This is a genomic window from Micromonospora sp. WMMC250, assembly GCF_027460215.1.
Lineage (GTDB): Bacteria > Actinomycetota > Actinomycetes > Mycobacteriales > Micromonosporaceae > Micromonospora > Micromonospora taraxaci.
In genome coordinates, this window is the sequence record NZ_JAPZBJ010000002.1 from 3,802,975 (window position 1) to 3,822,367 (window position 19,393).

The 19,393-nt window shown below is 71.0% G+C and carries 21 protein-coding genes and 1 tRNA gene; 11 read left to right on the top strand and 11 right to left on the bottom strand.

The features are described 5' to 3' along the window. Positions 1–38: 38 nt before the first annotated feature. The gene (gene orn, locus O3438_RS16855; protein ID WP_269680858.1) at positions 39–635 is read right to left on the bottom strand and encodes an oligoribonuclease; all 597 of its coding nucleotides are present in this window, start codon (positions 633–635) and stop codon (positions 39–41) included. Positions 636–701: 66 nt separating this feature from the next. Here orn and O3438_RS16860 point away from each other — a divergent pair, with 66 nt between their 5' ends. Continuing rightward, positions 702–1,982 carry a glycosyltransferase 87 family protein gene (locus O3438_RS16860; RefSeq protein ID WP_269680859.1) on the top strand — a complete coding sequence of 427 codons (1,281 nt, stop codon included), beginning with the start codon at positions 702–704 and terminating at the stop codon, positions 1,980–1,982. Between the two features lie 189 nt (positions 1,983–2,171). Here the strand turns inward: O3438_RS16860 and O3438_RS16865 are convergent, their stop codons facing one another. Further along, a complete protein-coding gene (locus tag O3438_RS16865) occupies positions 2,172–2,906 on the bottom strand; it encodes a YcnI family copper-binding membrane protein (RefSeq protein ID WP_145785236.1) in 735 nt (244 codons plus the stop codon). A 17-nt stretch (positions 2,907–2,923) separates the two neighbouring features. Beyond that, positions 2,924–4,591, bottom strand: a complete 1,668-nt coding sequence (locus tag O3438_RS16870) for a copper resistance CopC/CopD family protein (protein WP_269680860.1) — start codon at positions 4,589–4,591, stop codon at positions 2,924–2,926. A gap of 202 nt (positions 4,592–4,793) precedes the next feature. Here O3438_RS16870 and O3438_RS16875 point away from each other — a divergent pair, with 202 nt between their 5' ends. The 4 genes from O3438_RS16875 to O3438_RS16890 are packed head-to-tail and all read left to right on the top strand — an operon-like array spanning position 4,794 to position 7,867. Then, the gene (locus O3438_RS16875; RefSeq protein ID WP_269680861.1) at positions 4,794–5,393 is read left to right on the top strand and encodes a sigma-70 family RNA polymerase sigma factor; all 600 of its coding nucleotides are present in this window, start codon (positions 4,794–4,796) and stop codon (positions 5,391–5,393) included. A 32-nt stretch (positions 5,394–5,425) separates the two neighbouring features. Then, positions 5,426–5,941 carry a MauE/DoxX family redox-associated membrane protein gene (locus O3438_RS16880; protein ID WP_269680862.1) on the top strand — a complete coding sequence of 172 codons (516 nt, stop codon included), beginning with the start codon at positions 5,426–5,428 and terminating at the stop codon, positions 5,939–5,941. Further along, positions 5,934–6,650 carry a DsbA family protein gene (locus O3438_RS16885; protein WP_269680863.1) on the top strand — a complete coding sequence of 239 codons (717 nt, stop codon included), beginning with the start codon at positions 5,934–5,936 and terminating at the stop codon, positions 6,648–6,650. The genes O3438_RS16880 and O3438_RS16885 overlap by 8 nt, the downstream gene beginning before the upstream one ends. After that, positions 6,647–7,867: a hypothetical protein gene (locus O3438_RS16890; RefSeq protein ID WP_269680864.1), complete on the top strand. Its 1,221-nt coding sequence runs from the start codon at positions 6,647–6,649 to the stop codon at positions 7,865–7,867. The genes O3438_RS16885 and O3438_RS16890 overlap by 4 nt, the downstream gene beginning before the upstream one ends. On the opposite strand, the gene O3438_RS16895 is transcribed toward O3438_RS16890, so the two are convergent. From O3438_RS16895 to O3438_RS16910, 4 genes are read right to left on the bottom strand one after another with little or no spacing between them, the layout of a single operon-like run. Continuing rightward, positions 7,851–8,609: an energy-coupling factor ABC transporter ATP-binding protein gene (locus O3438_RS16895; protein ID WP_088986081.1), complete on the bottom strand. Its 759-nt coding sequence runs from the start codon at positions 8,607–8,609 to the stop codon at positions 7,851–7,853. The two genes, O3438_RS16890 and O3438_RS16895, sit on opposite strands and share 17 nt — an antisense overlap. Then, entirely contained in the window at positions 8,606–9,376 is a 771-nt protein-coding gene (gene cbiQ / locus O3438_RS16900) for a cobalt ECF transporter T component CbiQ (protein WP_269680865.1), read from the bottom strand. The genes O3438_RS16895 and cbiQ overlap by 4 nt, the downstream gene beginning before the upstream one ends. A gap of 18 nt (positions 9,377–9,394) precedes the next feature. Further along, complete coding sequence (locus O3438_RS16905; RefSeq protein WP_269680866.1) at positions 9,395–9,823, bottom strand: PDGLE domain-containing protein; 429 nt, start codon at positions 9,821–9,823, stop codon at positions 9,395–9,397. Next, positions 9,820–10,536 carry an energy-coupling factor ABC transporter permease gene (locus tag O3438_RS16910; RefSeq protein ID WP_269680867.1) on the bottom strand — a complete coding sequence of 239 codons (717 nt, stop codon included), beginning with the start codon at positions 10,534–10,536 and terminating at the stop codon, positions 9,820–9,822. Before O3438_RS16910 ends, O3438_RS16905 begins: the two co-directional genes overlap by 4 nt. Positions 10,537–10,721: 185 nt before the next feature. Here O3438_RS16910 and bcp point away from each other — a divergent pair, with 185 nt between their 5' ends. The 4 genes from bcp (at position 10,722) to O3438_RS16930 (ending at position 12,524) form a co-directional block, all read left to right on the top strand. Continuing rightward, positions 10,722–11,198, top strand: a complete 477-nt coding sequence (gene bcp, locus O3438_RS16915; RefSeq protein WP_269680868.1) for a thioredoxin-dependent thiol peroxidase — start codon at positions 10,722–10,724, stop codon at positions 11,196–11,198. A gap of 30 nt (positions 11,199–11,228) precedes the next feature. Continuing rightward, positions 11,229–11,825 (top strand): HNH endonuclease signature motif containing protein, encoded by a 597-nt coding sequence (locus O3438_RS16920; protein WP_269680869.1) that lies wholly within the window; start codon positions 11,229–11,231, stop codon positions 11,823–11,825. Further along, positions 11,816–11,889, top strand: a tRNA-Leu gene (locus tag O3438_RS16925). The genes O3438_RS16920 and O3438_RS16925 overlap by 10 nt, the downstream gene beginning before the upstream one ends. A gap of 95 nt (positions 11,890–11,984) precedes the next feature. Further along, positions 11,985–12,524, top strand: a complete 540-nt coding sequence (locus O3438_RS16930; RefSeq protein ID WP_442929612.1) for a GNAT family N-acetyltransferase — start codon at positions 11,985–11,987, stop codon at positions 12,522–12,524. Positions 12,525–12,710: 186 nt separating this feature from the next. Here O3438_RS16930 and O3438_RS16935 read toward each other — a convergent pair whose 3' ends face one another. The 3 genes from O3438_RS16935 to O3438_RS16945 form a co-directional block, all read right to left on the bottom strand. Beyond that, positions 12,711–13,697, bottom strand: a complete 987-nt coding sequence (locus tag O3438_RS16935; protein WP_269680871.1) for an expansin EXLX1 family cellulose-binding protein — start codon at positions 13,695–13,697, stop codon at positions 12,711–12,713. A gap of 104 nt (positions 13,698–13,801) precedes the next feature. Next, positions 13,802–14,620 carry an MOSC domain-containing protein gene (locus tag O3438_RS16940; protein WP_269680872.1) on the bottom strand — a complete coding sequence of 273 codons (819 nt, stop codon included), beginning with the start codon at positions 14,618–14,620 and terminating at the stop codon, positions 13,802–13,804. 4 nt (positions 14,621–14,624) lie between these two features. Continuing rightward, complete coding sequence (locus O3438_RS16945) at positions 14,625–15,458, bottom strand: class I SAM-dependent methyltransferase (RefSeq protein ID WP_269680873.1); 834 nt, start codon at positions 15,456–15,458, stop codon at positions 14,625–14,627. Positions 15,459–15,578: 120 nt separating this feature from the next. Here O3438_RS16945 and O3438_RS16950 point away from each other — a divergent pair, with 120 nt between their 5' ends. Both O3438_RS16950 and O3438_RS16955 read left to right on the top strand, forming a co-directional pair. After that, entirely contained in the window at positions 15,579–16,646 is a 1,068-nt protein-coding gene (locus O3438_RS16950; RefSeq protein WP_442929613.1) for an LCP family protein, read from the top strand. Positions 16,647–16,756: 110 nt separating this feature from the next. Further along, on the top strand, positions 16,757–18,286 hold the full coding sequence (locus O3438_RS16955) for a sugar transferase (protein WP_269680874.1): 1,530 nt from the start codon (positions 16,757–16,759) through the stop codon (positions 18,284–18,286). A 71-nt stretch (positions 18,287–18,357) separates the two neighbouring features. Here O3438_RS16955 and rfbB read toward each other — a convergent pair whose 3' ends face one another. Continuing rightward, on the bottom strand, positions 18,358–19,359 hold the full coding sequence (gene rfbB / locus O3438_RS16960) for a dTDP-glucose 4,6-dehydratase (RefSeq protein WP_269680875.1): 1,002 nt from the start codon (positions 19,357–19,359) through the stop codon (positions 18,358–18,360). Positions 19,360–19,393 lie beyond the last annotated feature (34 nt).

Consider the following 19,393-nt stretch of genomic DNA (forward strand, 5'->3'; position numbering starts at 1 on the left):
GCACGTCCAGCGGGTTCCCCGCTCGACGCGAGCGGGGGTCAGAGCTCGGCGGCGATCGCCTTGGCGGTCTCCACGTCCGGACCGGGGAGCGGGACGAAGAGCGTCCGCCGGTAGTACTCCAACTCCCGGATGCTCTCCCGGATGTCGGCCAGCGCCCGGTGGGCGAGCCCCTTCTGCGGCTGGCCGAAGTACACACGCGGATACCAACGACGGCAGAGTTCCTTGATCGACGAGACGTCGATCATGCGGTAGTGCAGGTGCGCGTCGAGGCGGGGCATGTCCCGGGCGATGAAGCCCCGGTCGGTGGCGATCGAGTTGCCGCACAGCGGCGCGGTGCGCGGATCCTTCACGAAGCTGGTGACGTACTCCATCACCCGGTCCTCGGCCTCGGCGAGGGTCACCACCGACCGGCGGACCTCGTCGGTCAGGCCGGATTTGGCGTGCATCGTCTGGACGATCTCCGGCATCGCCTCCAACGCCGCCTCGTCGGCGTGGATCACCACGTCGACACCGTCACCCAGCACGTTGAGGTCGGGATCGGTGACCAGTGCCGCAACCTCGATCAGTTTGTCCCTGCCGAGGTCCAACCCGGTCATCTCACAGTCGATCCAGACAAGGAGATCAGCCACCGGCACAGCCTACGCGCAGCCCACGCCCCGCGGCTGCGCGCTCTCGGCGGACCGGCCCGCTAGGGTTTCGGGGTGCCAGCAGAACCCGTCGCACCGCCCGCCGTCACGGACGACGATCCCGGCGGCCGTCTGGTCCGTCGCCTGGTCGCTGTGGTCGCCCTCCTCGCCGTGCTGCCGGCGCTCTACCTGCCCGGCCTCGTCCACAACTTCTTCGATCTCAAGATCTACATGTCGGCCATGGACTGGTGGCGGGTCGGCCACCCGCTCTACGACTACGTCCAGCCGGACCGGGTGCAGGGCGAGCTGTACTTCACCTACCCGCCGTTCAGCGCGCTGCTGCTGTGGCCGTTCGGCCTGCTGAAGCTGGGTGCCACCGTGACGATCTTCACGGTGCTCACCGTGCTGGCCGTGGTGCTCACCACCCGCTGGTTGGTGATGCCGGTCATCGCCCGGCACGGCCTGCCGCGCACGTTCACGGTGACCGCCGCCGTGCTCTTGGTGCTGGCCGTGGAGAGCACGCGCGAGACGATCACCTTCGGCCAGATCAACATGCTGTTGGTCGTGCTGATCCTGGCCGACCTCCTGTTCGCCGTGCCGCAGGCCCGACGGTGGGCCGGGGTGGGCGTGGGGCTGGCGACCGCGTTGAAGCTCTTCCCCGGCATCTTCATCGTCTACCTGCTGGCCACCCGACGGTGGCGGGCCGCGGCGGTGGCGAGCGCGACCGCGGCGGCGGCGACGCTGCTCGCGGCGGCGATAGCCCCCAGTGACTCGTGGCGGTTCTGGACGCAGGAGCTGTGGGACACCGAGCGGGTGGGACGCACCGACTACGTCGGCAACCAGTCGCTCTTCGGCCTACTCAGCCGGTTCACCGCACCGGAGAAGCCGGACCGGCTGCTCTGGCTGCTGGTGGTCGCCGTGGTCGCCGTCTACGGGCTCTGGCGGGCCACCCGCGCCGCCCGGGCCGGTGACGCGTTGACGGGGCTGACGCTGACCGGGCTGGTCGGTTCGCTGGCGAGCCCGATCACCTGGACCCACCACATCTACTGGTTCGTGCCGGCGGTGGTGCTGCTCGCGGACGCGGCGTTGAGTGCCGACCGACCGGACGAGGCGCGTCGGCGTTGGTGGTTGTCGGCCGTCGCGGTGGGCACCACCGCCGTGATCGTCTACGGCGTGGTGACGTTCCAGAAATGGGGGGTGGCCCCGGTACGCACCCATGATCCGATGGACTTCGTCCTCCAGAACAGCTACGTGCTGCTCAGCCTGCTGCTGTTGGCGGCCCTCCCGGTCCGCTCGGTGCAGGCCATGGGGACACGCCGCGAAAAATCGCGCCAAATGGACAAGTCTGTCCACTAGCCACGAGCAGCGCTAATCTGGCCTCATCTACCTCAAGCGTCGCTCGGGTAGCACCGCTCCCCCGGTGAAGGTGGCCCCCCGCGTCGGCAGCGCGGAGGGCCACCCGCCCGTCGGGGCACAGCAACCAAGGTCCCGAAAACGCGCCGGCCCGCCCGGTGGTGTCCGGGCGGGCCAGCGGATGCGGCGGGGTCAGGCCTTGGCGACCGGCTCCCGGCGGGTCCGCGTGAACGCCAGACCGCCCAGCACCAGGCCGGCCAGGCCGGCGACGAGGCCCGCCACGCCGAGGCCGACAGCGAGGCCGTTGCCCTCGTCGTCATCGTCGTCGTCGGGGGCCGCGACGGCAGCAGCGGTCGGCGTGGCCGCACCCTCCGGCGCGGCGGCGGCCAGAGTGAGCACCGGCGCGGGGTTCTCCGGCTCCTCGCCGCCCGGCGCCGGGTCGTCGATCCACCGCGAGATGTTGCCGTCCGAGTAGGTCTGCAGGACCTTGAAGACCATCGTGTCGACCTTCGGCAGCGGCCCCATCGAGACGGGGAACTCCTGGAACTGCCCCGGCTTCACCGCCGCGTCGCCGGTGGCCGTCCAGGTGATCTTGGAGACCGCCTCGGTGAGCTGGCTGCCGTGCACCTCGATCGGCGGGTCCACCTTGCGCTTCTCGGTGGCCACCGTCCAGCCGGGCACCGGCATCGTCGACACCGAGCCGACCGGGGCGTTCTCCGGCAGCACCACCTCCAGCTTGTTGGTCGAGGCCGTGTCGCTCTCGTTGGGCACCCGGAACGCCACCCGCGCGTAGCCGCCCTGGGTCGCCTCCTTCGGGTTCACTGTGACGTGAGCGGACGCCGGTCCGGCGAAGCCCAGCACAGCGGTGGCGGCGGCGGTGATCGCCAGGGCGGCAGCGGCGGTTGCGGTACGCCGGAATCGGGTCATGGGTTACGCGGACCTCTCTAACGGATGGGCACGGTGGCGGTCACCGTTGCCTGGTCGATGTCGGTCGTACGGGCGGTGATCTTCAGTTGCCACTCGCCGGCGGCCGGCAGGCTGATGTCGCCGTAGGCGTGGTTGTCGGTCAACGGCAGCAACGGGACCTCGATCGGCTCGATCCCGGCCGAGGGCAGCGCCACTGTCGCCCGCCACTCCTTGACCGGCAGCGGCAGGTTGTCCTTGCTGTACGCGTACAGGTGGATCGAGTTGTTGCCCCGCTCGGCCGGGCTCAGCTCGACCTGCATCGTGTAGAGCGTGCTGGTCAGTGAGGTGCTGAACAGGCCGGCCGAGACCTCGGACGACTCGGCGGAGGCGGTCCGGGCGGGCGGCGTCTGCACCAGCGTCGCGGACAGGCCCAACACCACCGCCGTGACCGCCAACTCCACCCAGACCGCCCGGCGGACCGGGACGGGGCGCTGCGCCGCGACCCGGCTGCGCACCAGCTGCCGGGAGTACGCGGCCACGCCGATCACCACAGCGAACAGAGCGATCTTGGCCAGTAGCAGCTGGCCATAGGTGGTGCTGACCAGCGCCTGCGGGGTGGCCACCTCGATCAGCGCCTGGACGGTGCCGCCGAGCAGCAGGGCCGAGACGGCGAGCGCCGCCCAGCGGGACCAGATCGGCAGGATCGCGCTCAACTCCCGCTCGTCGGCCTGACGCAGCAGGAACACGGCGAGCATGAGCAGGCCGCCCAGCCAGACCGCCATGCTGCCGAGGTGGACCGCGTCGACCACGACGGAGACCGCCGGCGCCGGGGAGGCCGCCGGGTGCCCGGCCAGCGGCCAGGTCAGCAGCGCGGCGACGCCGAGCACCGCCAGGATGATCGTGTCGGTGCGCCCGGCCGGCCGGGCCAGCAGTGGCCGGAGTAGGAAGACAGAGGCCGCCAGCAGACCGAGCCGGACCAGGTGGGCGGCACCGAACGGGCTGCCGAAGACGGTGCCGAACCCCTCGCCGGACACCTCGAAGAGACCGCCGCCGCCCGTGTACGGCACCTGCAACCACAGGTCGGCGAGGGTGGCGACGGTCACCAGGCCGAGGCCGGTCCAGGCCAGCCGGGTCGGTCCGCGCCGGGACAGCCGCTGCGGCCACAGCGCGGCGAGCACCAGCACCGGCCCGACCAGCAGCACCAGGCCCGCGTAGCCGAGGAACCGGGCCACCTTCACGGCGTTGCTCACCACCGGGTCGGCGCGGCTGTCGTCCCCGCCGGAGTCGGCCGGAGGCGTCGACGACGCACCCACCGAGTAGGTGAACGCGCCGGACACCGGGTGGCTGTCGGCGGAGATCACCCGGAAGCTGACCAGATAGGTGCCACGGCCGGCATCCGGGGACACCGGGATCGTCACGACGGTGTTGTCGAAGGCCGGCTCACCCCGGTCGGCGCGGGAGCCGTCCGGAGCGATGATCCTGATCTTGCCGGGCACCTTCCGGACCGACTCGCTGAAGGTGAGGACCACCTCGGACGGCCCGCTCGGCACTACCGAGGAGGCAGCCGGGCTGCTGCTCTGCAGCACCGCGTGGGCGCTCGCGGAGGTGGCCGGCGCGATCAGCAGAGCGCCGACGGTGACCAGCAGGCCGGCGGCGACAGCCAGCCGGGCGAGCCAGCGGCGGGGGGCGACAGTCATGCCAGCCATGGTCGCCGAAAGGTGTGGATCTCGGCGACCCGAGTCGGGCAAAGGGCTCAACTCTGCTCAGCCGCCAGCGCCGCGCGTGAGGGATCGCGTGTCATGAGGAGGTAGTCGGCCCGCGGAGGGGAAAAGTTCCCGACGTGGCGCAGACCATCCACGAGCCGAAGGACCGTGACGCCCCGCCGGACGCCGCGTAACCTGGTTTGTCGTGATCCCTGTCCCGCGTGACACCGGTTCCGCCGGTCCGGCCGAGCCGGCCCAGCCGGCCGACGACGTCGCCCGGGACCAGGCCACCGAGTGGGCGTTGACCGCGCGACACGGCGATCCGACCGCCCAGGCCGCGTTCGTCCGGCTGACCCAGGCCGAGGTCTGGCGTTTCGCTGCCGCCCTGATCGGCCCGGACACCGCCGACGACCTGACCCAGGAGACGTACCTGCGCGCTTTCCGGGCACTGCCCGCGTTCGAGGGCCGCTCCAGTGCCCGCACCTGGCTGCTCGGCATCGCGCGTCGGGCCTGCGCCGACCACCTGCGCGCGGTGATCCGTCGCCGTCGGCTCGACGAGCGCCTCACGGCGAACGCGCACACCGACCGCCCGCACCCGGACCCGTCCGGGCAGCTCGGCGCCACCGACCTGGTCCGCCGACTCAGCGCCGAGCGACGCTCCGCGTTCGTGCTCACCCAACTGCTCGGCCTGTCGTACGCCGAGGCGGCAGCCGTCGAGGGGGTGCCGGTGGGCACCATCCGGTCCCGGGTGGCCCGGGCCCGTGACGAGCTGGTCGAGGCGGTCGGCGACGCCCTGGCCGGCTGATCCCGGAACTTCCGGCGGAGACGGAACGACAAATGAGCGTGACTGCACCTCCCGGCCGTTGGCCTGCGCTCCGGCCCTGGCTCGCCACTGCGGCCCGGCTCGGCCTCGCCGCCGTCTGGCTCGTCGCCGGCGCGTCGAAGGTCGGTGACCTGGCCGCGTCCGGGCGGGCTGTCAACGCGTACCAGGTGATGCCGTACGACGTGGCGACGGTCATCGGCGCGGCCCTGCCCTTCGTCGAACTGGCGCTGGGCGTGCTGCTGCTGGTGGGGCTGGCCACCCGGCTCGTCGCCGGGGTTTCCGCCGCGCTGCTGGTGGTCTTCATCGCGGGGATCGCCTCGGCCTGGGCGCGCGGGCTGGCCATCGACTGCGGCTGCTTCGGCAGCGGCGGGCAGTTGGCCGAGGGACAGGCCCCCAGTTATCTCCCGGAGATCCTCCGGGACCTGGGATTCTTGGTATTGGCCGGATTTCTGCTGATCTGGCCGCGTACGCCGGTGTCGGTGGACGGGTGGTTGGCCGGCGAGCCCGTTGTGGAGGACGAGGATGAGTAGTCGCAAGGGGCAGCGGGACGCCGCCCGGGTGGTCCGCGAGCAGCTCGCCCGCGAGCGGCGCCGTCGGCGCACGATCTGGGTCTCCGCCGCCGCCGTCGTCGTCCTGGTCATCGCCGGAGTCGCCGGATGGGCCATCTGGTCCAGCCAGCGCTCGGACACCTTCACCACCCCGCCCGGTGCGAACGCCGACGGCACCGGCATCGTCACCGGCGGCGGCCCGGTCACCGTCGACGTCTACGAGGACTTCCTCTGCCCGGCCTGCAACCAGTTCGAGCAGACCAGCGGCGCGACGCTCACCCAGTTGGCGTCCGAGAACAAGGCCACTGTCGTCTACCACCCGGTGGCGTACCTCAACCGGTTCTCCACCACCGAATACTCCAGCCGCTCCTCGGCCGCCTCCGGCTGCGCGGCGGCCGGCGGCAAGTTCCGGGAGTACGCGTCGGCGCTCTTCGCCAAGCAGCCGCCGGAGGGCAGCGCCGGTCTCGACAACGACGAGCTGATCGACATCGGCGTCGGGGTGGGACTCGACCGGGGCTCGTTCGCCGGCTGCGTCAAGGACGGCACGTACCGGACGTGGACCGAGCACGTCACCGACGAGGCCAGCCGGAGCAACGTCACCAGCACGCCGACCATCCTGGTCAACGGCCAGCCGCTCGAAGACCGCAGCCCGCAGGGCCTCAGCGCTGCCGTGGCGGCGGCCGGCAAGTGATTCGTACCCTGCTGACCCGCGCCGCGGTGGTCGTCGCCGCGGCCGGCGCGGCCACGGTGCTCACGGCGGCGCCGGCCGCCGCACACGGCGCGGACGCCCCGGACGGCACCGACTACCGGACCACGACCACCGGGGTCGCGCCGGCGCGGCCCGGGCTGGAGGTACGCGTCGTCGAGGCGGGCGCCCGACTCGAGCTGACCAACCGCACCGGCCGCGCCGTCGAGGTGATCGGCTACTCCGGCGAGCCGTACCTGCGGGTCGGCCCGGACGGGGTGTTCGAGAACAGCCGCTCCCCCGCCACCTACCTGAACCGCACCCTGGCCGGAGACACCGCACTGCCGGCGGAGGCCGACCCGGCCGCACCGCCGTCCTGGCGGCGGGTCGCCGACGGGCCCACAGTGCGCTGGCACGACCAACGGGCGCTGTGGCAGGAGTCGGGCCCCCCGGCGGCGGTACGCGCCGCGCCCGACCGGGAACACCGGGTGCGGGACTGGACGGTCCCGCTGCGCGACGGCGCGGACCCAGTGGTGATCGGCGGCACGCTCGACTGGGTGCCGCCGCCGGACGCCTACACCTGGTGGACGGTGACCATCGTGGGCCTCCTCGCGGTGGGGGCGCTCGGGCTGGTCGCCGCCGCCTCGGCGACCGGCGGTCGAGCGCTGTCCGCGCTGGGTGCGCTGCTGGTCGTCGGCGGCGCGGTCGCCGTGGTGTACCCGGTGGGACGGGAGTTGGACGCCGGCGCCCAGGGTGTCGGCGGGGTGGTGCTCGGGCTGCTGTCCGGGCAGATCTGGTCGCTGCTCACCGGGCTCGGCGCGATCGCCGCCGGGTGGTACGCGTTGGCCCGCCGCACGGCCGCCGACTTCCCGGTGGCGCTGGCCGGGGCCTGCCTGGCGCTCTTCGCCGGTGCGTCGAACGCCGCCGTGTTCGCCCGGTCCATCGCGCCGGTGCCGTGGTCGCCCGAGATCGCCCGCGTCATGGTGGCGACGGTGCTGATCACCGGTGCCGGAGCGACAGCCGCCGGTGTCCTGCGCCTGCACGCCGCCTCGCGGGCCGCCGCCCGTACGCCGCGCGTCGAGGACGCCGGCGATCGGGGTGCTACTGATCGGGGCGCTGCCGATCGGGGCGCTGCCGATCGGGGCGCTGCCGATCGGGGCGCTACTGATCGGGGCGCTCCCGGTCGGGGCGCTCCCGGTCGGGGCGCTACGGCCGCGGGGTGAAGCCGTAGGGAAGTTCGAGGCGGTGACGGGCCAGCAGGGCCGGGTCGGTCAGCAGGTCCAGGGTCGGTGCGTCGGCGACGATCCGACCGCCGTCGAGGATCACCGACCGTTCGCACAGCTCCGCCGCGTACGGCAGGTCGTGCGTGACCATCAACAGGGTTACCGGCAGGTCGCGCAGGATCTCGGCCAGCTCACGACGGGCCGCCGGGTCCAGGTTCGAGGACGGTTCGTCGAGCACCAGGATCTCCGGGTGCATGGCGAGCACGGTGGCCACCGCCACCCGGCGGCGCTGCCCGAACGAGAGGTGCTGCGGCGACCGGTCCCGGTGCTCGCCCATCCCCACGGCGGCGAGCGCCTCGTCGACCCGGGCGGTCAACTCCGCCCCGCGCAGGCCCAGGTTCGCCGGACCGAACGCCACGTCCTCCGCCACGGTGGGCAGGAACAACTGGTCGTCCGGGTCCTGGAAGACGATGCCCACCCGGCGACGCACCTCGGCCAGTGTGGCCCGATCCGGCGTGACGGTCAGCCCGCCGACGCTCACGCTGCCCTCGGCCGGAGCGAGGATGCCGTTGAGGTGCAGCACCAACGTGGTCTTGCCGGCACCGTTGGGCCCGAGCAGCGCCACTCGATCCCCGCGCGGCACGGTCAGGTCCACCCCGTGCAGGGCGACGTGCCCGTCCGGGTACGCGTACCGGACGCCACGAACGTCCAGCGAGACAGCGGTCTGCACGACACCGATCATGACAGCACGACGGCGGTGGCGGCGATGGAGGCCGCCAGCACCGGCACTGTCGCCGCCACCAGCCACTGGCCGACGCTCGCCGCGCCCTCGCCCTGCCACACGACAGGCATCCGCCCGTTGTAACCCCGGGACAGCATCGCCAGATAGACCCGCTCGCCGCGCTCGAAGGCGCGCAGGAACAACGCCCCGATCCCGGCGGCGAAGCCGCGCAACTGCCAGATGAAACGCGGGTCGTCACCCCGGGACATCCGGGCCACCCGCATCCGCCGCGCCTCGCCGACCAGCACGTCCAGGTAGCGCAGCATGAACGTGGCGATCTGGGTGAGGACCTGCGGGCAGTGCAGCCGGTCGAGTCCCACGATCAGGTCCCGGGTGGTGGTGGTCGCCGCGAGCAGCAGTGAGGCGAGCACGCCCAGGGTGCCCTTGGCCAGGATGTTCCACGCCCCGTGCAGCCCGTCCTCGGACAGCCGCAGACCCAGCACCTCGACCCGGTCACCGCTGCCGAGGAACGGCAGCGCGATGGCGAAAAGCACGAACGGCACCTCGATCAGCGCGCGGCTGAGCAACCACCGCGGCCCGACCCGGGCCAGCGCCGCCACGACCGCCACGAGCACCGCGTACGCGCCGAAGGCCCAGAACGCCTCGCGTGGGGTGGCCACCACGGCGATGGTGAAGACCACCATCGCCGCGATCTTGACCTCGGGCGGGAGCCGGTGCACCGGCGAGCCGGACTCGCGGTACAGCACATGCCCGTGACCGGCACCCATCTCCGCGTACTCCTTCGTTCAGCTGGCCGCGTCGGCGCGGCGTCGGGTGTCGTCGTCGGAGGTCGTGGGCTCGCCCCCGGCGGTCGTCGTCTCGTCCGGGTCGGTCGGCGTGCCGCCCCGGCGACGCAGCAGCCAGAAGCCGCCGACGCCGACCGCGAAGGTGACCAGCACACCGAGCACCCCGGACAGGCCGGTGGAGACGAAGCTGTTCTCGATGCCGCGCACCCCGTAGTCGGCGAGCGGGCTGTCCCCCAGCTCGTGGTCCTTCGCCTGCTGGGCCGGGCAGCTGCCGCCGACGATGGTGTCGTCGGCGTCGACGGTGCAGCCCTTGAGCAGCGAGGAGTCCAACCCGTCCGGGTGGGACGAGGCGTAGTTGCTGACCACACCGGCGAGCAGCAGGGCGACCAGCAGGCCGCCGGCCAGGAAGGCCCAGGAACGGTTCTTCATCGGACACCTCCGGAGACCGGGACGGCGGGGGTGACGGGGGTACGCAGGGAGCGCAGCGCGTACACCAGGTCGGGTCGCACCTTCGCGACGGTGAGCACCGTGGTCGCGGTGATCAGGCCCTCGCCGATGCCGATGAGCAGGTGGGTTCCGGCCATCGTGCCGGCCAGGCCGGCCAGGTTGCCGCCCAGGTCGGTGGTGCCGCCCAACCAGTACTGCACGACGAAGCCCTGGGAGGCGACCACCACGCTGAGCATCGCGGCGACGAACGCGGTCACCGCCAGACCGACGCGGGTCCGGGGCAACACCCGCAGGAGCAGGGCGATCAGCAGGTACGCCGCAGCGGTGCCGAGCAGCGCCATGTTGGTGATGTTGAGACCGAGCATCGCCACGCCGCCGTCACCGAAGACCAGCGCCTGCACGATCAGCACCACTGACACGCAGAGCGCGCCGACCCACGGGCCGACGAGCATGGCGGCGAGCGCGCCACCGAGCAGGTGGCCACTCACGCCGGCCGTGAAGATCGGGAAGTTGAGCATCTGGACGGCGAAGATGAATGCCGCCACGAGGCCGGCCATCGGGGCCAGCCGGTCGTCCAGGTCACGCCGGCCGCGCAGAACGCAGGCGGTCAGCCCGGCCAGTGCGAGCGCAGCGAAGATCGCTGCGACGGGACCGTCGATGATCCCGTTCGAGATGTGCATCGCCAGTGTCTCCACGCGACCTCCCCACGCGTCAGCAAGCCCGAGCGGGCCGGCGTGGGTCAGCCTATTTCCCAGGCCTCGCTGTTGCCATAGTCTGGCAACAACGCGAGGTGATGATCACCTTTACGGCAGGTGACGGACGCGCAGCTCAGGCGCACCGGCGGCGGCAACACGTCCCACCTCGGCGGTATGGTCGGGAAATGACAGCGCCCGACCGCCTCTCCCCCGGCGACCCCGCACCCGAGTTCACCCTCGCCACCGACACCGGCGACCAGCTCTCCCTCGCCGACCTGCGAGGCCGCAAGGTCGTCCTGTACGCCTACCCGGCCGCGATGACCCCCGGCTGCACCAAGCAGGCCTGCGACTTCCGTGACTCGCTCGCCTCGCTCCAGGCCGCCGGCTACGAGGTCGTCGGCATCTCCCCGGACAAGCCGGAGAAGCTGGCGAAGTTCCGCGAGCGCGACGCGATCACCTTCCCGCTCGTGTCGGACCAGGACCGGTCGGTGCTGACCGCCTACGGCGCGTACGGAGAGAAGCAGTCGTACGGCAAGACCGTCACCGGCGTGATCCGCTCCACGTTCGTGATCGACGCCGACGGCAAGATCGAGCGCGCGCTCTACAACGTCAAGGCCACCGGTCACGTCGCCAAGCTCCGCCGCGACCTCGGCCTGGACTGAGTTGTCACATCCGACCATTATTTTCGGTTAGTGGTTCGCTACAAATACACGCCTGAGGCGCTCGCCGCCGCTGCCGCCGCCGCGCGCAACGTCACCGAGGTGATGCGCCTGCTCGGTGTGCGCGTCAGCGGTGGTTCCCACGCACACATCAGCCGACAACTCAAAAGGTTCGGCATCGACACCTCGCATTTCACTGGCAGTGCCCACACCAAAGGACTGCGGGGCAAACGGCGCACCACAGCCGCTCAGCTACTGGTCGTGCTGCCGGACGGCTCGCGTCGGACACCCGGCTTTCGGTTGAAGTGGGCGCTGAGCACCCTCGGCGTGCCCGACGAGTGCGAAGGATGCGGAACAGGGCCGACGTGGCGAGGTGCGGCCCTCGTCCTGCACGTCGATCACATCAACGGGGACTTCCTCGACAACCGGCCACCGAACCTCCGGGTGCTTTGCCCAAACTGTCACAGCCAGACCGCGACCTTCGCTGGTCAACGGCGGCCTGCTCGCATCGAACCGGATGTGGTCTACGATCCTGATGCGGCCACTCCGAGCGGCTTCCCGATAGGCAGGCGACTGCCTCGGCAGGAGTGGCCGTGGACGCTGGTGGAGTTCAGCGGCAAGGGGCCGTAGCCCAACGGCAGGAGGCATGCGGTTTAGGTCCGCACCAGTGCGGGTTCGAATCCCGTCGGCCCTACCTCGATACTGGCCCGGCACAGTGGCGCAGCCCGACAGGCGACAACTGTCGGGCGCGTCACTGTCGTGGGTCGCGGGCCTGGTCGTCGGGTCAGGATGGCGGGCGTGAGTTTGCGCTTCGTCCTCGACCCCGACCTGACCTCACGACTGCGCGCCGAGATCGTCGACCTCTGGGCGGACGTCAGCAACGCCGGCGGCGCTGTCGGCTTCGTGCCGCCGGTCACGACGGCTGACGTCCGCGTCCTCGCCGATCCGACCTTCGCCGGAATCGCCGACGGGCCGGACCGGCTGCTGGTGGCGTATTCGGGCGACCGACTCGTGGCGATGCTGGTCTTCGGTGACAACCGCTTCCCGCTCAAGGCGCACTGGTGTGTCCTGAAGCGGGTGATGGTCCACCCGGACACCCAGGGCACCGGCTACGGCTCGGCGCTGATGACGGAGGCGGCCCGGTTGGGCCGGGAGTTCGGCCACGAGGCGTTGCACGTCACGGTGCGCGACGGGCTGGGGTTGGACAAGTTCTACGATCGTCTCGGCTACCGGGAGATCGGCCGCCTGCCGGGCGCGTTGCGGGTGGCACCCGACGACGACCGGGACGAGATCCTGATGTGGCTGGACCTGGCGCCGCAACCGCAGTAGCACCCGGGGCACCGGCAACCGCCAGGCGCGGCCGCCCGCCCGCGCCGCCCGCGCCGCGCCGCGCCCGTCACCAAGATCCGCGCAACATCAGGGATGTTGCTGTCTCCCGCCGTCCGGAAGCAGCAACATCAGGGAAGTTGCGCGGATCTTGGCCGCGCCCACGCGGCGCGCGGGCGTCGGGTTCGGTCAGCCGCACCAGCGGGCGTTCGCCGCAGCGGGCTGGGCGGTCGGCGTACCGGTGGCCGAGGCGCTCGCCTTCGCCACCTCGACCGGCTGGCGGGCCGGTGTCGGCGTGACGGTGGACCGCTTGCCGGGTGGGCGGGGCGACGCGGATGCGCGCGGCGTGGCCGCGACGGCGCCGCGCCCGTACATCCGGACCGTGCTGTTCTGCACCTGACCCGGTGCCATCCGGATGCCGCCGACGGTGACCCGGTTGCCGTACACGTCGCTGACGCGGATCGTGAACGGACCGGGCCCGGCACCGGAGGCGATCAGCCAGTAGTTGTAGTCCTGCCGGGCGGCCGACCGCCACGCGCCGCTGTCACCCTGCCGGACCTCGACGGACCGCAACGGGTTGCCGTGGTTTCCCACGCGGACGGCGAACCACCACTGCGACGAGCCTTCCTTCATCCGGAAGGTGAGCGGTCCGGGCAGTGGCGGGTTGACCACCGCGCGGTAGGTGACCGGGACGAGTCCCTGGACGGGGTCGGCGATCCGGGCGAACGCCTCGCGGGACAGGTCGAGGTGCCCCGGCGCGCACTCCGGACACTGATCCATGATCAGCACGCGGACGGTGCCCTTCGGGCCGGTCACGTCGAGGAATCCGCCGCAGGCGGCGCCGGCGGCGTATTCGGTCGGGCCGAGGGCCACGTAGAGCCGATTGGCGGGGGCCGCCGGGTTCGAGCAGTTGCCGCCGGCGCCCTTCGAGTCGTAGAAGGTCGCCTTGCCGTTGTGGGTGGCGGTGCCGGTGGGTGGCGCGGCGATGAGCGCCGGGCCGGCGGCGCAGGCCGGGGCGGCCCCGGACCGCAGGGTCAGGGTGAGTCCGAGTGCCGCCGCGACGACTGTGACGCCGGTGGCGACCAGCCAGGGCATCGGGCGGGACGACGACGTCTGCTGCTCCCGGGGAGCGTGATCCAGGTCGATGTCGATGTCGACCGCGCTGACGTCCGTCACGACGGCGATGCTGCCGGACCCGGGCGCGGAGGGACAAGCCGGCTAAGCCAAAGCTAAGACAGCATCGACGGACGGTGATCGGCGCGTTTCGATAGCGGGTTCGGTCAGGGTGCGATGACGACGGCGTCTCCCACTGTCAGCTGTCCAGTGTCGACAGGCACCAGGTTGAGTCCGAAGAGGAGCTTCTGCTTGACGTTGCGGTGTCGTCCGAGTGTGCGCAGCGGCTCCTTCGTGCGTACCCCGGTTTCCTGGTCGGTAGTGGTCACCACGCACCTGTCGCACGGCCCGGCGGCACGAAAGCGCAGGTCGCCGATGCGCAGCGACCGCCCCACCCAGTCGTCCTCGGCCCAGGCCGGAGCCCCGTCCACCACCAGGTTGGGCCGGAACCGGGTCATCGGCACGGGCTCCTGGGCCGCCTCGGTCAGCCAGTCGTTCAGGGCGTCGAGAGAAGCGGTGTTCGTCAGCAGCAGCGGGTAGGCGTCGGCGAAGGTGACCTGGTCTCCGGTGTCGTGTTCGCGGGTCCCGGCGGCCAGGTGGCGGGTCGGTTGGGCCAGCCAGACCAGCCGGACCGGTCGGCCGAGCAGCGCGCCGAGCCAGTCGTCGGCCACCGGGCCGGCCGGCAGGGCCGGGACCGGGAACGTGCGGCTGCGGAAGGTCCGCACCGGAACCGGTTCACCGCCGGCCGGTTCGGGCACGTCGAGGTCGGGCTGCCCGTCGGCGCGCAGCGTCAGACCGCCGGCCCGCACTGCGGCGCGCAGGCCGACCAGCCTTGTGGTGTCGCGTTGGGTGACGCCGACGCCGTCGGCGTCCACGACCATCCACCGCCGGTCGCCGGCCAGGCCCCACGGCTGCACGAACGCGCCGTCGTGGTCGAGCCGGTGACAACCCTTGACGGGGTACGTGTGGATCGCTGTCAGCCGCACCCGGTCACCATGCCACGCCGATGCCGTCGCCCGGATACCAGTGGTTGGCGGGGCTCTCCCGGTAGGCGAGGAACCGGCGGCCGGTGCGCTCGGCGTGCTCGGCGAGCACGTTGGTGCTGGTGACGTTGTCGGTGAGCAGGAGCGCACCGGGGGCGAGCTTCGGCTCCACGGCGTCGAACTCGCGCTTCTCGTGGGCGCGGCTGTGGTCGCTGTCGTGCAGGAACAGGTCGACCGGGCGGTCCAGTGCGCCGATCGAGGCAATCGAGTCGCCGATCACCAGGTCGACGACCTCCGACCAGGGCTCGCTGGCGGCGAGGTAGCCGGCCTCGGGGTTGATGTCCAGCGAGGTGACCCGACCCGGGTGCCCCTCCTGTGCGTTGCGCAGCAGCGCGGAGGCCAGGACGCAGGTGCCCAACCCCTTGTCGACGCCGGTCTCCACGATGTGCGCGGGGCGGGTGGCCCGGACGATCGCGTACCAGCCGACGCGACGGGCGTAGTGGACCTTCTTGTCGGCGAGACCGCGGCGGGCCGCGCCGGCCGTGGTCTGTTCGATGTGGTGGCGCAGCGCCTGGTCGGACTCGATCTCGTCGAGCCAGCCCCGGACCTGCTGGACCGGGCGGTCGCAGACCACGCTGACGAACCAGGCCAGGTGGTGACGGCTCAGTTTCGTCAGTTCGTACGTGTAGTTGTGATGCTCCCGGGAGGTGACCAGCCACTGGGCCGAGATGCGCAGCACCTTGGCGTCATGGCGGGCGACCCGGGCGAGCCGCTTGGGGAACGCGGCGACGGGTGCGAGTGGGGTACGGGCGATGGCTCGGCGCAGCTGCGTAGCGTCCACCGCTGCTTCATACCAGCTTCGGGCGAATGTCTGAGCGAAAAGTTTTTTTGGTCAGGATGTGAAACCGTACGGCCCAGGCGGGGGCACGTGAGCGTAACCCGCAATCAGTAGCATCGCGGCATGCAGTATCGCCAGGAGTACGCGGAACCCGAAACCCAGTTCATCGCGGCGCAGGAGCCATCGGAACCGACCAGGAAGGCGCGCAAGAAGCGCCCGCGTTGGCAGAAGGTCGCCCTGATCACGTTCGTGGTGATCGCGATGCTCGGCGGCATCGGCATGATCGGCGGAGGGCTGTACTTCCGATCCATCAACTCCGGCATCGAACGTGTCGACGCCTTCGACGGCGTACCGGAGGCCGACCGGCCGCAGGTGCAGGCCGAGGCCAAGGGCGCGATGAACATCATGATCCTGGGCAGCGACTCCCGCGACCCGGAGAGCGAGTCCGGCTCCCGCACCGACACGATCATCCTGGCCCACCTCCCGAAGGACCGCTCCAGCGCGCAGCTCATCTCGATCCCCCGGGACAGCTGGGTCAGTGTGCCGAAGTCGTCCACCGGCCGGGGCGGTCGCGACGCGAAGATCAACGCGTCGTTCGCGTGGGGTGGCGTTCCGTTGATGGTGCAGACGGTGGAGAAGTTCACCGGTGTGCGCATCGACCACGTGACGATCGTCGACTTCGGTGGCTTCAAGGAGATCGTGGACGCGCTGGGCGGCATCAACATCGAGGTGGAGAAGGGATTCACCACCCTCTACGCGCTGAACGGCAGCCGGACGTTCAACGCCGGCAAGCAGAAGATGGACGGGGCGGCCGCGCTCGACTACGCCCGCGAACGTCACGCCTTCGCCGACGGCGACTTCGCCCGGATCCGGCACCAGCAGCAGGTCATCAAGGCGATCCTGGACAAGGCGGCATCCGGCGGCACCCTGGCCAACCCGGCCAAACTCAACTCGTTCGTCAAGGCCACGGCCGACGCGGTCGCCGTGGACAACAAGCTCAACCTGCTCGACCTCGCGTCCGAGATGCGCGACCTGCGCAGCGGCAACCTGACCTTCCTCACCTGCCCCACCAAGGGGACCGGCCAGATGGGCAGCGAGAGCGTGGTCCTGGTCGACAAGGAGAAGGCCGCCCAGGTCTTCGAAGCGGTCCGCAACGACAACGTTCCGGAGATCCTGTCCGCCGCAAAGTAGGAGCGGGATCTGTCTTGCCGGCCATGGTGGCGCGCCTCGGCCGATCGTAGAGTTCGGTCGCCCTTCTGGTCGGGACACGTGACCGAGGGCTTTCACGGGGAGGTCCACAAGTGTCAGGCCAGTCGGCGACCAGCCATCCGTCCACGCCCCCGTACGGCGGCGGACAACTCGACATGCCGGGTGACGGGGCTCGCCTCTACGGTGGTGGCGCCCCACCCGTTCCGCAGGCCCGAGAACCAGAGGCCGAGCGAGAGGTGCCCGGCCTCGGCACCACCGCTGTCCTGCCGTACGCCAGGTCCCGCACGTCGTCGCGGACGCGGTGGCTGCGGGCGTGGATGATGGTCGCTCCGGTGGACGTCGTGGCGCTGCTCGCTCCGCTGCTGCTGAGTCAGAGCTACTGGCGCGGGACCATCGCGAACGCCGTGCTGACGGTGTTCCTCTTCGCCGTCGGCGGTCTCTACCGGCCGCGTCGGCACGTGAGCATTCTCGACGAGTTGCCGAGTCTCAGTGGGCGACTGCTGGCCGCCGCCTCGGTGGTGGCCATCATCGCGGCCGAGCGGCACGCCTCGGTGGCGTACGTGGGTGGATTCATGCGGGGCGTCGCGCTGTCGGCGTTGCTGGTGGTCCTCGGGCGGGCGGCCAGCAGGGCGTTCACCGTCCTGTCCCGTAAGCGTCGGTGGGCGGAACACAACGCGATCATCGTCGGCGGCGGGCCGATCGGTATCGAACTCGCCCGGTTGCTGCGCCGCTACCCGCAATACGGCCTGCGGTTCGTGGGTTGTGTCGACGCTCCGTCACGCCAGGACAACGGGGTGCTCCAGTTGAGCGGGACGTTGACCGACCTCGAACACCTGGTCCGGCTGTCGGAGTGCGAGGTCCTGATCATCGCCGACCCGGACTGCCACGAGTTGACCCTGATGGAGACCCTGCTCCAGCCTCGCAGCTCGCGCTGTGACCTCTGGGCCGTGCCCCGCCTGTGGGGCTCGCGCTCGCACAGCGGCTACCCCGACCACATCGGTGCGTTCCCGATCGTCAAGATCGGCGACATCACGCTGTCCGGTCCGCGCTGGGCCATCAAGCGGGCGTCCGACATCCTGTTCGCGGCGATCGCTCTCATCCTGTTGAGCCCCGTGCTGCTGCTCTGCACCATCGCCACGTTCATCGACGGTGGCCGCGGCATCTTCTTCTACCAGGAGCGGATCGGCCGGTACGGCAAGCCGTTCAAGGTCATCAAGTTCCGTTCGATGCGTCCCGTGAACGAGCAGGAGTCCCAGACCAACTGGTCCATCGCGAACGACCGGCGGGTCGGCCCGATCGGCCGGTTCATGCGCCGGACGTCGCTGGACGAGCTGCCCCAGCTGTGGAACATCCTGCGCGGTGACATGAGCGTCGTCGGGCCACGGCCGGAGCGGCCGTACTTCGTGGAGAAGTTCTCGGCCGAATACCCGAACTACGCGTCACGTCACCGGGTTCCTGTCGGGCTAACCGGGCTCGCGCAGGTCAGCGGCCTGCGCGGCGACACTCCGATCTCCGACCGGGCCCGGTTCGACAACTACTACATCGAGAACTGGTCGCTGTGGTTGGACGTCAAGGTGGTGCTCCGCACGGTCTCGGAGGTCTTCCGCGCCGGCGGTCGCTGAGCAGACCGAGACAGTCCGGGGGTGGCACCGACGGTTCGTAACCCGTCGGCACCACCCCCGGCGCTGTCAGATCATGCGGTGGGTGCCGCCTTCAACGGCTCCCACCAGGCGCGGTTGTCGCGGTACCAGGCGACGGTGTCGGCGAGGCCCTGGTCGAGGGTGATGCTGGGGGTGTAGCCGAGTTCCTCGTGGATTTTGGTGATGTCGAGGGAGTAGCGGCGGTCGTGGCCCTTGCGGTCGGTGACGGGGACGACGCGGTCCCAGCCGGCGCCGCAGGCGTCCAGGAGCAGGCCGGTGAGTTCCTTGTTGGTCAGTTCGGTGCCGCCGCCGATGTTGTAGACCTCGCCGGGGCGGCCTTTCTGCTGGACCAGGGCGATGCCGCGGCAGTGGTCGTGCACGTGTAGCCAGTCGCGGATGTTGCCGCCGTCGCCGTAGAGGGGGACGGTGGCGCCGTCGAGGAGGTTGCTGACGAACAGCGGGATGACCTTCTCGGGGTACTGGTACGGGCCGTAGTTGTTGGAGCAGCGGGTGACGACGACGTCCATGCCGTGGGTGCGGTGGTAGGCCAGGGCGAGCAGGTCGGAGCCGGCCTTCGACGCCGAGTACGGCGAGTTCGGGGCCAGCGGCCAGGTTTCGGTCCAGGAGCCCTCGTCGATGGAGCCGTAGACCTCGTCGGTGGAGACGTGCACGAACCGGCTGGTGTGGTGGCGCAGGGCGGCGTCGAGCAGTGTCTGGGTGCCCAGCACGTTGGTGGTGACGAACGGCGCGGCGCCGGCGATGGAGCGGTCGACGTGTGATTCGGCGGCGAAGTGCACGATCACGTCGTGGTCGGCGACGACCTCGTCGACCACGGTGGGGTCGCAGATGTCGCCTTGCACGAACCGCAGTCGCGGGTCGTCGCGGACGGGGTCGAGGTTGGCCAGGTTGCCCGAGTAGGTCAGTTTGTCGAGCACGGTCACGACCGTCGGCTCCAGTGGCGGCACGCCGTCGGCACTGCCGAGGGGCTTGCCCAGCAACAGGCGAACGTACTCCGACCCGATGAATCCGGCTCCGCCGGTGACGAGGATCCTCACGGGTCGGGAAGTCTACGCCGGCCGTTCGTCAAGA

Bases quoted from the DNA above. Each gene is read 5' to 3' on its own strand.
- cbiQ (WP_269680865.1), bottom strand. From the start codon at position 9,376: ATGGGTGCCGGTCACGGGCATGTGCTGTACCGCGAGTCCGGCTCGCCG.
- O3438_RS16930 (WP_442929612.1), top strand. From the start codon at position 11,985: ATGGCGGGCGTGAGTTTGCGCTTCGTCCTCGACCCCGACCTGACCTCA.
- bcp (WP_269680868.1), top strand. From the start codon at position 10,722: ATGACAGCGCCCGACCGCCTCTCCCCCGGCGACCCCGCACCCGAGTTC.
- O3438_RS16950 (WP_442929613.1), top strand. From the start codon at position 15,579: ATGCAGTATCGCCAGGAGTACGCGGAACCCGAAACCCAGTTCATCGCG.
- O3438_RS16885 (WP_269680863.1), top strand. From the start codon at position 5,934: ATGAGTAGTCGCAAGGGGCAGCGGGACGCCGCCCGGGTGGTCCGCGAG.
- O3438_RS16865 (WP_145785236.1), bottom strand. From the start codon at position 2,906: ATGACCCGATTCCGGCGTACCGCAACCGCCGCTGCCGCCCTGGCGATC.
- O3438_RS16870 (WP_269680860.1), bottom strand. From the start codon at position 4,591: ATGGCTGGCATGACTGTCGCCCCCCGCCGCTGGCTCGCCCGGCTGGCT.
- O3438_RS16905 (WP_269680866.1), bottom strand. From the start codon at position 9,823: ATGAAGAACCGTTCCTGGGCCTTCCTGGCCGGCGGCCTGCTGGTCGCC.
- O3438_RS16880 (WP_269680862.1), top strand. From the start codon at position 5,426: ATGAGCGTGACTGCACCTCCCGGCCGTTGGCCTGCGCTCCGGCCCTGG.
- O3438_RS16895 (WP_088986081.1), bottom strand. From the start codon at position 8,609: ATGATCGGTGTCGTGCAGACCGCTGTCTCGCTGGACGTTCGTGGCGTC.